The following is a 12,227-nucleotide window of genomic DNA, read 5'->3' as shown; positions in this document are numbered from 1 at the left end:
TTAGTAAGGTCTCATACCCGTAAAATTGCCGGGTGGGTTATAACTACAAACCCATGTTTGTGATTTATCGCTACATACTTTCATTGCACAACCGACTTCCGTGGTATTTTTCCAAACGACTTGTGTGTAGTGACCGCATTTTTGTCCGGGTTTACAGCTATTACTTTGATAATTGTACCAAAGCTCTTCATCGGTCCAGACTTTCACTACATCCTTAATTGTGACGCGATTAGTTTCACGTTTTCCATCACTCCACACAACCGCACTTGACCAATACAGGTTCTCACCGTAAGGCGGTTGACCACTTCTGTGGCGCATCGTACAACGTGATCCTGAGCCTAATTGATCTGCCCATTCCTGTGAATATCTTGCAAGTTTATCTGACCATTTAAGTGGCTGAAGGCGATGTTTGGCACGAACTTTATTATGTGAATCCAATACACCTGAAAATAGTTTTGCTCGCGATAAAGGAGGTTTTTCCGGTGGTCTTTCTTCATACACTTGCTGCCCGTATGGTCCAGGCGGAGGTAATACCTTATTTTCTGAATCATTGACGATTTCATCCAGTTCTTGATTTTCTTCTGGTATGACAACGACTTCTGATGTTGATTGTTTTTGTTCTACAGAACAGCCAACCAGTACAAGACTGCTGGAAACTAGCAGTGCGCTCATTAGACCCAAATGGAGATGTTTTTTAAGTGTATCTATAAGTGAATGCATAGTTTGTTATAATGTTTGATAGCAATGCTACTTTGAAAAAAAGCCTCAAAAAAAGCCCTCAAAGTAGGGGGGTGGCTTTACATACTTAGTAACATGCTTAGTAGAACTGGCCCGATTATGGTTATGCTCTAATTATTGTTATAAATAGATTATTATTAATGAATTGTAATTAATAGAAGAGCGCAAAATGCAGTTTTAGTTCGTTTTTTATCTTATTTTTTTACTGCTGGTGGCATTTTTTCAATCTCTGCTTCAATCCAGTTTCTGACCTTATCATTGATTTCTTCGGCTGTTAAACCTTCTACGCTAAACGGTTTTCCGATACTCACGGTAATTGTACCGGGTAATTTGATGTAACTATGCCTTGGCCAACATTCGCCGGCATTATGTGCAAGTGGGTAAACAGGGTAGCCACTGTATTCAGCAAGTAATGCCGCACCCATCCGATAGGCTTTCTTTTGTCCTGGTAAAACACGGGTTCCCTCTGGGAACATGCAAATCCAGTTGCCTTCATCGAGGCGTTCTTTACCACGTTTTTTTACTTGCTCAACTGCTGAAGCACCCGATTTTCTGTCTATTGCAATAGGTTTGGTGGTAATTAGCGCCCAACCAAAAAAAGGAATCCAGGTGAGTTCTTTTTTCAATACCCATGATGTTGTCGGTAGCAGTGTTGGTATTAACATGGTTTCCCATGTTGACTGGTGATTTGCGAGAATAATGCCACGATTATTCAGGTCGATATTCTCTTTGCCGATAATGTTGTAATTGACCCCACAGGTTACTTTTAACCACCAGATATTAAAGTGTGTCCATGGCAATACTGTTCGATAGCTGAGTTTTGGCCCTAGCATCAACAAAAGGGGTGAAAATAAACCGTAGAAAACGGTGCTGGTAAGTAATCCAATCCAATATAAAGTAGCGCGAATGTAAAGTAGAGGCGTATTCAATGGATTATGAGTCTTCGACGATTAGAGAGTCTTCAACGGATAAAGAATCTTTAACGGACAAAGAGTCTTCAAGAGATAATGAAACGTTATCTTTCATCAGCTGCAACATGATTGCTAGCGCCTTACCACGATGACTAACACTGTTTTTTTCGTCAGCATCGAGTTCTGCAGCACTTTTGCCAAAGCTAGGCACATAAAAAAGAGGATCATATCCGAAGCCATTCGTACCGGATAATTCTTTTAGAATTGTGCCTTCCCAACTCGCATCAGCGATCAATGGTGATGGGTCTTCTGCATGGCGCATGAAGACGATACAACAGCGAAAACGCGCTGTGCGTTTCTCATCTGGTACATTTTTCATTTCTTCTAGCAGTTTTTGATTGTTTGCCGCATTACCTTCGCCCGAATAACGTGCGGAGTAAATACCGGGCTGACCGTTCAGTGCATCAACCTCTATTCCTGAGTCATCCGCTAAAGCAGGCAAACCTGTTTGTTGTGCTGCATTTCGTGCTTTGATAATTGCGTTTTCAACAAATGTAAGACCTGTTTCAGGCACGTCTGTTACATCATAATCAGATTGCGCCACAACTTCGAAACCCGCGCTACCGAGAATTTCAAAGAATTCGCGCAACTTTCCTGCATTTCCGCTGGCAAGTACGACTTTCTGTTTTGGTGTTGTGGCGTCTGTATTCACTATTTTAGTGTTTCATCCTGTATTTCAATGATCTCGTTGATGCCTTTCTCTGCTAAATCAAGCATAGCATTCATTTCATCGCGGCTGTAAGCATGACCTTCTGCAGTACCTTGCACTTCTATGAAATGTCCTGCGTTGTTCATCACGACATTCATATCTGTTTCTGCGTTGGAGTCTTCCGCATAATCAAGATCGAGTACTGGGTTTCCCTTATAAATACCGACTGAAACCGAAGCAAGTTGACCCATGAGTGGATCTCTCTTGATTTTCTTAGAGTCTAGTAGAGTTTGCACCGCATCGCACAAAGCAACGTAAGCACCACTGATAGAAGCTGTTCGGGTGCCGCCATCTGCCTGAATAACATCACAATCGACGATGATTTGGCGTTCGCCCAATGCTTCAAGATTAACAATCGCACGTAAAGAACGCCCAATTAATCGCTGAATTTCCATGGTGCGACCACCTTGCTTGCCGCGTGCCGCTTCACGACCCATACGTGAATTTGTCGAACGTGGCAGCATGCCATATTCAGCCGTTACCCAGCCTTGGCCTTTACCGCGTAACCAGGGTGGTGTGCGTTCATCAATCGTCGCCGTACATAACACTTTGGTGTTTCCAAATTCAACTAAAACTGAGCCTTCAGCATGCATGGTGTAATTACGGGTAAATTTAACTTGGCGCATTTCATCGTTGGCGCGACCACTAGGTCTCATAGACGTATCTCTTGAATTTGAAAAACGCAGATTATACGGAGCTTTGTAAAAATTTCATTTAAATACGATTATTTTAAGACTACTGACACAATGCTGTCAGCATGGCTGTCGTATAGTTTGTTTGTGAGTAGGCAAACACAGAGCAAATACTAATAAAGCTAACAAGCTTTTAAATCACGCAATAGACACAAAAGAAAGGAGATAGAAGAAATGAGTAACCCAATGAAACAACACGGTGCATTTAGCTGGAATGAATTAATGACTACAGATGTGGCAGCCGCAAAAGCCTTCTACGGTAAAATGTTCAACTGGCAGATGGAAGACATGGAAATGGATCAACCTTATACACTGGCAAAGATTGACGATGAAATGAAAGCAGGCTTAATGCCATTAACTCCAGAATGTGGTGAGATGCCTCCATACTGGGGCGCTTATGTTACAGTGAATGACGTCGAAGCCAGCGCGAAACAGGCCGAAGTACTGGGCGGTAAGATATTACTAGAGCCTAGAGATATTCCTACGGTAGGGCGCATGTGTGTCATTAGTGACCCTCAAGGTGCTGCTCTAACTATTATTAGCTATTTCGAACAGGAATAATTGGAATCGATTTATTAAGTCACCCCCCTACTTTGAGGCACTTTTTTAAAGCGGATCATTTATGACAAAACTGAGAGCAGAGTTAAAAACTCAAATGATTCAGATATGCGATAAGAAAATATCGGAAAAAGGGCAATCGGTGGGGGTGTCTTTCTATGCATTTTTTGCTAATAAAAACACTGACCCTGAGAGTTTGATGGAAGTTGCCACCTGGTGGATTCAAACGCATCAATTAGATCATTTTGAGAAGGCTCATAAGATTAGGGATATGATAGAAAAGGGCCTGTAAGTATGGGGTTGACTACCAATAATTAAGGATAAATGGATCTATGAGGCGTGCCGACAGACTCTTTCAAATAGTACAATTTCTTCGTACACGACGTGTAACGACAGCAGCATGGTTAGCTGAAAGACTAGAGGTATCTGAGCGCACAATTTATCGAGACATCAAAGATTTAATGCTTTCGGGTGTGAATATTGAAGGTGAAGCGGGCATAGGATATGTCGTTAGGCGCGGATTTGATCTACCGCCACTGATGTTCACAAAAGAGGAAATTAGTGCTCTAACATTAGGGGCACGATTAGTAGATAGTTGGGCAGATCCTGAATTAGCGACCGCCGCTCAATCGGTATTGAGCAAAATCGAAACGGTCTTGCCCGCTGATTTAAAATCCAGCCTCGATGAAACCAAAATGTTTTCACCGTATATGCGGATTCACCCCAAAGTCGCATCGATGATGACGCAGGTGCGCAAAGCAGCTGATAACCGTTTTAAATTGAATATGCAATACACGCGTGCTGACGGCAAAGCATCGGAAAGAACAATCTGGCCATTAGGACTGTTTTTCTGGGGATCAATCTGGACCATCGGCGCGTGGTGTGAATTACGTCAGGAGTTTCGTGTTTTTCGTTTGGATAGAATTCAGGTATTGAGGGTTCTCACTGACAGTTATCCGCACGAAAAGGGTAAGACTCTGGAAGATATGATTGAACACGAAAAGAAACAATATTGCAGTTAATCTGAATATTATTGAAATTGTTGCCGAGCCGTTTATGATTGTTAGATAGGGTAATTGATTCAACTAAATCAATCAGTTACTACCAGTGCTTAAAATATTAAAAATAATCAAACCATCATGAATAAAGCGCATATTATTAAAAGCCTACAGCAGGCTAAACCAGACCATATCGAATGGATCAAACAAGGTTACAAACTGGTTAAAGGTGTGCCTGAAGAGCAGGTAAAAAAACCAGTAGATTGTAAAGCCTGTGCCTTTGGCAAGTGGTATCAAGAAGAAGGGTTTAAGCTGGTTAATATCCCGCAACTGAGGGATGTTGATGCACTTCATGAAGAGATTCATAAGGCCTATACGTCTTTGTATTACATTACATTCGATCGACGTAAGAAAGCTCGCTCTACCTTAATCACAGCAGATGAGGTTGAAGTGCCAGTCGATGAAACACCATTCCGTATGAAAAAGCTTAAAGACCTGGAAAAGAAAACAGTCACCATGATTCGGGCACTGAATACCATCGAGAAGAAAGTCGATGAAATGCAGGATCAGGATTTTGATAATGGCTGGTTGAATTAGTTAATACATCGATAGTTATTTCATGGCTAGTTGCTCAATAAGTGTGTAAGCAAAGGTCTTAGAATAACCGCGTAAATATAATTCTCATTTTTAAAAGATCTTTTTTCCGTTAGAATAGCTAATCTAAATAAGCAAACACTAATGGAGTTACTATGAGTTCATCAAACACACAGATGCTAGAAGACGCACTAGCGCTTTATGATGCAGCGAATAGCAAAGATCCTAATATCGAAATGGATGAAGGGAAAGAGGTTCCAAAGGAACTACTTTATTCGAAGCGTATGCTAGATATGCTGTCACGTTTTATTCCCGATGCTGAGGATGTTGCTAAACTTTCCGTTGCGGCACAGCATATTGAACGCTGGAAATCTCCTCGTAGCGACTATCCAATGAATCGCAAGGGCTATCATCTTTGGCGAACCAATCTGTATAAATTTCACGCGGATACTGCCGCTGCGTTATTAGAAAAGGTTGGATATGATGAAGAAACGATAGAGCGAGTTAAATTAGCCATCGGTAAGAAAAACTTAAAAACAAATACCGATACACAAGTCGTTGAAGATATCGCAGCACTAACGTTTATCGAACATTATATGACCGCGATGTATGAAAAATTTACCGAGTATGATGAAGATAAATGGATCGATATCATTATTCGTACCTGGAAAAAAATGTCACCAGCTGCGCACGATTTTGCGCTTTCTGGCAGTGTGAAATTACCTGAAGGTTTAGTGCCGGTGATTCAAAAAGCGCTAGCGAAAGCAGCTGCTTAAAACTTCAGTTTAATGAACCCCCCCCCCCCTGTAAGTAGGGGGGTGCCATTTGAATCTCTGGATAAATCTATTTACTAAAATAAGCGTTCAGAGATAACACGATAGGTTTCAGGGCTTGTGATTGTATCGATAAAAATCCGAGTATCGGGGGTCACAAACCAGAGTCCAACAATACCTAAGATGATGACTGCACTGCTGGTTTTATCTTTGTAATCTATAAGTTTGAGCGCTGTACCGAAAGACCGTTTGAGTCGTTGCCCCATAAAATCTACGCTATATATCTCATCGAGCAACAGATGCAGAATAAATCCTGAAAAGATAAAAAACGCAACCAACCAGGAGATAAACGCCGGTCTGGCAAAAAAGTGATAACTGATTGCTGCTGTTGCAAAGGCGAATAGAATAGCGACACCAATAGAATGAATCGCTCCGCGGTGAACGGTCATTTTTTGAAACACGCTCCAGATGGGATAACGAACGATCAAATACACACCTAAACCTGCTCCCCACAGATAGATGATGGGCAGATCATTTTCAGCAGCAAACACCCAGAGAAATGCCGCCACTATGCCTAATAACGAAAACAAAATACGACTAGGGTAAGAATAGTGTAAATCGATATCAGGTAAAATTCCGCCAACCACCCCCATACTTGCAAGCAGTATTGCGTCTTTTGCGTCGACTAAACCTACTTGTAAACAAAGCGTCGCGAGCATGCCAGAGCCAACGGCTGCTACACCTAAATGTGTATTGAAATTTGCCATTTATTATTAGAATCTCTTTTAAAAAGCTTAAATATTGAAGGTGGAATCATAGACTAGGCTTAATATAAATCAACGACTTAAATATCAATATGTTGTCGTGGTGATGATTATTTTATCTAGAAATTCACTAAGGCTTTTTTATTCTTAAGGTGTGCCTAGTTCTTCAATTGCTTTCTACGTTTTCGTTCTTTTCTTCTCATCCCCGCAAGATACAGGGTAGGAATAGCAAATAAAGTGAGTAGAGATGAGAAGCCGACACCCCAAACAATGGAAGTGGCAACAGGCCCCCAGATTAGAGACTGACCACCTAACCCAATTGCCAATGACATTAACCCGGCAATAGTGGTTAATGTTGTAATCATTATAGGAATGACACGTCGTCGTGATGCATAGATGGTTGCGTGAACAGCCGACATGCCGGCATAAATTCGGTCATTGGCAGCAGATATAAGCACAATCGCTGCATTTACTGCAATTCCAGCTAAAGCAACAACACCATATAAGGTATATAAACTTAGCGGGTTTTGCGTGACTAATAACCCTAAAATAACACCCGTAAAAGCAAGTGGAACGGTTGCAAGAATAATAAAAGGCTGAAAATAACTTTTGAACTGAGTGCCTAATATTAGATACATCAAACCGATTCCAATCAAGAATAGCTTGGCTATTGAGTTTATACTGTCTTTGATATCATCCAGTTGTCCTGAAAAATCGAGGTCAATACTGGGGAAATCCTTACGATACTTTTCCCAACCATCGAGCATTAACTTATTGGCGGTCACCGTATCTAATTCACATTGATTGTAGTCACGCTCTTCTCCATAAAGTGCGGGACGTAAACGGCAAGCCATAAAGTCTTCTTTTCCTTTGGGCTTATCAATATCTGCCTCTAATGTAATCGCTCTTCTGAAATTGTAGTGACGAATATTACCCAAAGATACGCCACGTTCCTGGGTCATTAACTGGTTTAGTGGAATGCTCGAACCACTAGGAGTGGGCATTCTGAATCTTAGTAATTCGCCGATATCATTGCTTTTGGTTGAGTCTGCTTTCACACGGATTTGTAGTTTTTCACCTTTGTCTTGCATCTCTGCTACGACTTCACCGTCAACGAGCAAACGAACGGTTCTTGTGATATCCATAGGATTTATACCCGAACGGCGAACCGCATCGTGATTCATCTTCAAGGTGAGTTCCATACGACCACGACTGGCATCATCACTGATGTCTTTTATGCCTTTGATGCCTTCTAAAATTTCACGAAGTTTGTCGCTGGCTTGTTTGATAGTCTGGTAGTCATCGCCTCGAACTTTCACACTGATTGGTTTACTTGAAGGTGGACCGCCCTGAAGTTTTAAGAATGAGATATTGTTTGCCCCAACGACACTTGTGACGTCTTCTCGCATTTCATTAATAATAGTGTCTACATCGCGTGAGCCTTGATCCATCGGCAACAGGCTTACAACAATCTGTCCGTATTGATCGCCGTACATGGGTTCTGTTTCGGTAAACATAAGACCAGCATAACTAGCGACTGAGCGGGCATCTCTAACAGTATCCGGGTTTTCTTTGATATTTTCTGTAGCGCCTTTAAGGTGTTTTTTAATGGCTGCTTCTACCTTCAACGTGGTATTTAGTGTTTCATCCAAAGGGGTTGATGTTGGCATTTCAACATTTACATAGAAAATTCTTAAGGTATCTGATGCGAAAAAATCGACTCGAATCATTCCTGCACTAAGTGCACCAATGGCTGTGGCAAACGCTAGGAAAATAGTGAGAAGCGTCATTTTCGGCCAACGCAATGCACGGATTAGAATTTTAGAGTATTTGAGCTGAATCCAGTGAATAAAGGATTCACGCCATCGTTGAATTCTTGAGGGTTTAGCAAAGTTAATTCTAGCGCCATGAACGTGAGAAGGAAGCATCCAAAAGGCTTCTATCAGGCTAATAATTAAAGCAATGGTCACTACCATCGGTATCACACGCATGAATTTACCCAAAATCCCGGGCAATAACATTAATGGTAGAAAAGCAGCAATCGTGGTTAAAACTGCCGTAGTAACCGGAAGAGCAACTTCCTTCATAGCGCCAGTTGCGGCATCTAGAGAATTCATGCCTCTTTGAAGTCGGTAATAAATCGATTCAACCACAACCACGGCGTCATCAACCAGCATTCCTAATACAATCACAACACCTAGCAATACTGTGATATTCAGGGTTTCTCCGTTCGCTGCCAATACCCAGAATGTGGCTGCCAAGATAAAAGGAATGCCAATCGCGGTTAACAGGGCTATACGAGTACCTAAAAATAGCCATGCCACAATCAATACCAGTAACAAGCCAATCAGTGCATTACTTTGCATGATGTTAATCGCTTGTTTTGTCGGTAAGGTTTGGTCATCGACCATTTGTAATTGAATGCCAGTGCTTTCAGTAATGATGTTTTGTTCTTCAACCCACTGATTTAACTGGTCAATGAGTTGGATAACATTGGTGTTATCTTGCTTCATTACTGATAGTAAAACCGCGGGTTTTCCATCGATATTGACTTCTTGAGAGGCTTTTTTTCGTGCTCGTTGCACAACGGCAACACGAGAAAGTGGTACCTCGCCATTTAAATCAGGAATAGGAAATTGAGCCACTTCAGATGGATCACTATTTTTTCCCACTATTCTAACTAGCCAACTTTGTTTGCCGATGCTTGTGGTTCCGGCAGATACGTCTTGAAACCAAAGTTTGAGTGAATCAGCGAGTTTTCCGGGAGTGAGTTGTAACGATTCAAGTGCTTCAGGAATAAAATTGATTTGCAGTTCAGGGTCATCAAGTGCGACAGAATCTACACGATCAACGCCTGTCATTTGTTCTATTGAGTCACTAACAGTCTGGGCGCGTTTTCGTAATCGCTCATCATCAGCATCTGAAACTACGGCAACTAGTGCTGCAGGAAATGCATTACCCGATGTAATCTCCAATATTTGAGAATCTAACGCTTCTTCAGGTAATTCGTTTTGTACATTTTGTAATTCACGGCGTAAATCAGCGAGTCTTTTATCATAGCGCCTTTCAGGAATATCTTCGAAACGAACCAGAATGCTTGAAATATTTTCACGGCTATTACTGGAGACGAAGTTCATGTCTGAGATGCCATTGATAGAATCTTCAAGTACATCCGTTACTCTTTTTTCTACATCTGATGCAGAAGCGCCGGGTAAGGCGGTGATGATAGTTATCCAATTAAAATTTATGGTCGGATCTTGCTGACGAGGCATTTCTTTGTAGGATAAGAATCCAATAATCAGCACTAATACAAATGTTAGATTTGCAAGTACATGATTTTGGATGAGGCGTGAATACATAAATGTTTAGGATTATTCTTATTAGCTACTGAGTACTAATAAGTTGTCCATCACTAACCCTGAATTGATTTTTATTGATGATTGCTGTTTGTTGGGGTAAATCGATATTTGCTGGTTGACCTTCTATGGCATTTTTTAGCGCGATAAACTTTGCTTTACCAGTGCCATCCACGATATCTTCAGCAATCATAATGCCGAGGTTTTGGCCTTTTCTTTGAATATATTCGGTTGGTATTTGCAAGTTGCCGTTACTCCATTCAATTCTTCCGGATAATCCCGCAGCAAGGTGAGTAGAGTCAGGTAAGGATAAGCGAACTTCCTGGGTTCTGCTTGTCACGTCAACGTTTTGAATAATACTTCGAATAGATGTTTTGATTCTTTCTTCGCCAGAAACAAACTCAATCAGTTTTGCGCCTTTAACCTCATTGATAGATGTAACTGGTATGTTCGCTTTAACTTCTAATGCCGCATCTTCCATTAATTGAAAAAGGGCAGTTCCTGGTAAAACAAGTTGCCCTTGTTGTACTATTTTTTGGGTGATTTGCCCTGAAAAAGGTGCTTTGAATGTACAGCGTTCAATAGTCAGTTCTGTGTTCTCTATGGACGCTTTCTTTAGTTCGATATCTGCTAGAGAAGTCTGTTGAGTGGCTTCTGTTCTCTCGAATAGTTCTCGAGGTATTGTGCCGTTTTTGATTAATCGTTGATTTCGAACAAGCTGTTTTTTGGCTAAGTTGAGTTGGGTTTCCGCTACTTTCAGTGCGGCTTCTGCTTGTTTCTTGGCTAAAAGGTAACTTCTACAATCTAATGAAGCGAGTTTTTCCCCTTTTCGAACAAAAGAGCCAGCTTCAGTGTCTATAGAGTTTACTCTGCCTGTGATTTCCGCACTCAGTGTAGAGTGATTTGTGCTAATAATATTTGCAGGTGCGCTATTTTTGGTAGAAATGAGGACGGAAGAAAGCGGCACTATGCTTACGTTTAATAACTTGTTTTCGCCATATATTTTATATGGCATTAATATGCAGAGAATTAACAATACATATTTGGATAAAATAATCTTGATTGTACTAGCGTCCATACAGGTAGTCTCCAGCATACCTATTGGTATGTCAATTTCACTGGTTATTACTCATACGAGATGTCTTAACGTATTATACTAAGGAGGGAACTCCTTCTGGTAAGTTGTCTTTTAAGTTAAACCAAAATAATTTGTCATATAATTTACGATGGGCTCTCTCCAGATGAATCCAACAAAACCTGCAAGCGCTAGCCATGGACCAAATGGTATTGGTTGACTCTCTTTTTGACCTTTTAAAACGATCATCAAAATTCCTGCGACTGCCCCAACCAGTGAAGCTGCAAAAATTGTAAAAGGTAATATTTGCCAGCCAGCCCATGCCCCGATAGCTGCTAATATTTTGAAGTCTCCATAGCCCATACCTTCTTTGCCAGTTATTAATTTGAATAGATGGAAAAGACTCCATAAAGACATATAGCCTATCATTGCCCCTAGAACACTGCTTCTGAGGTCAATAAAGATTTCTTGGTAATTTACTACAATCCCTAACCACATTAATGGAATCGTAAGATTGTCCGGTAGCAGCATGGTTTTAGCATCAATTAATGATAAAGTAATTAACGTCCAAGTGAAGATTAAAGCGGCAAGAGTTTGCCAACCAAAACCAACTTTCCAGGCAACAAAAACTGATATTGCAGCCGTTGCTAGCTCTACCAGAGGATATTGAATGGAAATGCCTGTTTTACAAGAGGAACATTTACCTTTTAAAAAGAGATAACTGATAACAGGAATATTTTCAATGGCAGTAATCATATGTCCGCAGTGAGGGCATTGTGATCTTGGCACAAATAAGTTGAATTTCTTAGAAGAATCATGATTAGGATCTGAGTGATTCCCGCCAAAAAGCTCTTCGCATTCTTCTCTCCAGCCCTGCTGTAACATTATTGGAATACGGTAGATAGCTGCGTTCAAGAAGCTGCCCACAAGCAGTGAAAACAACCCTATAACTGTAAGAAAGAACAATGTGTTCTCCCTTAAAAGTAAAATCAATTCCAT

At 41.0% G+C, this 12,227-nt stretch carries 13 protein-coding genes; 5 read left to right on the top strand and 8 right to left on the bottom strand.

Annotation, left to right across the window (positions count from 1 at the left end; translation table 11 throughout):
- From OO007_RS03395 to rph, 4 genes are all read right to left on the bottom strand, one after another.
- The gene (locus OO007_RS03395) at positions 1–672 is read right to left on the bottom strand and encodes a pathogenesis-related family 1 protein (RefSeq protein WP_325807751.1); all 672 of its coding nucleotides are present in this window, start codon (positions 670–672) and stop codon (positions 1–3) included.
- Between the two features lie 260 nt (positions 673–932).
- Positions 933–1,667 carry a lysophospholipid acyltransferase family protein gene (locus OO007_RS03390; protein ID WP_325807750.1) on the bottom strand — a complete coding sequence of 245 codons (735 nt, stop codon included), beginning with the start codon at positions 1,665–1,667 and terminating at the stop codon, positions 933–935.
- Between the two features lie 4 nt (positions 1,668–1,671).
- Positions 1,672–2,361, bottom strand: coding sequence for an RdgB/HAM1 family non-canonical purine NTP pyrophosphatase (gene rdgB / locus OO007_RS03385; RefSeq protein WP_325807749.1), 690 nt, complete (start codon positions 2,359–2,361; stop codon positions 1,672–1,674).
- On the bottom strand, positions 2,361–3,074 hold the full coding sequence (rph, locus tag OO007_RS03380; protein WP_131904603.1) for a ribonuclease PH: 714 nt from the start codon (positions 3,072–3,074) through the stop codon (positions 2,361–2,363). The genes rdgB and rph overlap by 1 nt, the downstream gene beginning before the upstream one ends.
- A gap of 210 nt (positions 3,075–3,284) precedes the next feature.
- Here rph and OO007_RS03375 point away from each other — a divergent pair, with 210 nt between their 5' ends.
- From OO007_RS03375 to OO007_RS03355, 5 genes are all read left to right on the top strand, one after another.
- Positions 3,285–3,671, top strand: a complete 387-nt coding sequence (locus OO007_RS03375) for a VOC family protein (protein WP_325807748.1) — start codon at positions 3,285–3,287, stop codon at positions 3,669–3,671.
- Positions 3,672–3,732: 61 nt separating this feature from the next.
- A complete protein-coding gene (locus OO007_RS03370) occupies positions 3,733–3,960 on the top strand; it encodes a DUF6500 family protein (RefSeq protein ID WP_325807747.1) in 228 nt (75 codons plus the stop codon).
- 40 nt (positions 3,961–4,000) lie between these two features.
- Positions 4,001–4,690: a helix-turn-helix transcriptional regulator gene (locus OO007_RS03365; protein WP_325807746.1), complete on the top strand. Its 690-nt coding sequence runs from the start codon at positions 4,001–4,003 to the stop codon at positions 4,688–4,690.
- Positions 4,691–4,807: 117 nt separating this feature from the next.
- On the top strand, positions 4,808–5,263 hold the full coding sequence (locus OO007_RS03360; protein ID WP_325807745.1) for a CZB domain-containing protein: 456 nt from the start codon (positions 4,808–4,810) through the stop codon (positions 5,261–5,263).
- 152 nt (positions 5,264–5,415) lie between these two features.
- Complete coding sequence (locus OO007_RS03355; protein ID WP_325807744.1) at positions 5,416–6,036, top strand: DUF4202 domain-containing protein; 621 nt, start codon at positions 5,416–5,418, stop codon at positions 6,034–6,036.
- A 74-nt stretch (positions 6,037–6,110) separates the two neighbouring features.
- Here the strand turns inward: OO007_RS03355 and OO007_RS03350 are convergent, their stop codons facing one another.
- The 4 genes from OO007_RS03350 to OO007_RS03335 form a co-directional block, all read right to left on the bottom strand.
- Positions 6,111–6,800, bottom strand: coding sequence for a metal-dependent hydrolase (locus tag OO007_RS03350; RefSeq protein ID WP_325807743.1), 690 nt, complete (start codon positions 6,798–6,800; stop codon positions 6,111–6,113).
- A 155-nt stretch (positions 6,801–6,955) separates the two neighbouring features.
- The gene (locus OO007_RS03345; RefSeq protein WP_325807742.1) at positions 6,956–10,156 is read right to left on the bottom strand and encodes an efflux RND transporter permease subunit; all 3,201 of its coding nucleotides are present in this window, start codon (positions 10,154–10,156) and stop codon (positions 6,956–6,958) included.
- 25 nt (positions 10,157–10,181) lie between these two features.
- Positions 10,182–11,231 carry an efflux RND transporter periplasmic adaptor subunit gene (locus OO007_RS03340; RefSeq protein ID WP_325807741.1) on the bottom strand — a complete coding sequence of 350 codons (1,050 nt, stop codon included), beginning with the start codon at positions 11,229–11,231 and terminating at the stop codon, positions 10,182–10,184.
- A gap of 111 nt (positions 11,232–11,342) precedes the next feature.
- Positions 11,343–12,227, bottom strand: coding sequence for a prepilin peptidase (locus OO007_RS03335; RefSeq protein WP_325807740.1), 885 nt, complete (start codon positions 12,225–12,227; stop codon positions 11,343–11,345).

It is taken from the genome of Cocleimonas sp. KMM 6892 (assembly GCF_035798195.1).
Lineage (GTDB): Bacteria > Pseudomonadota > Gammaproteobacteria > Thiotrichales > Thiotrichaceae > Cocleimonas > Cocleimonas flava.
This window is presented reverse-complemented; position numbering and strand designations above follow the sequence as displayed.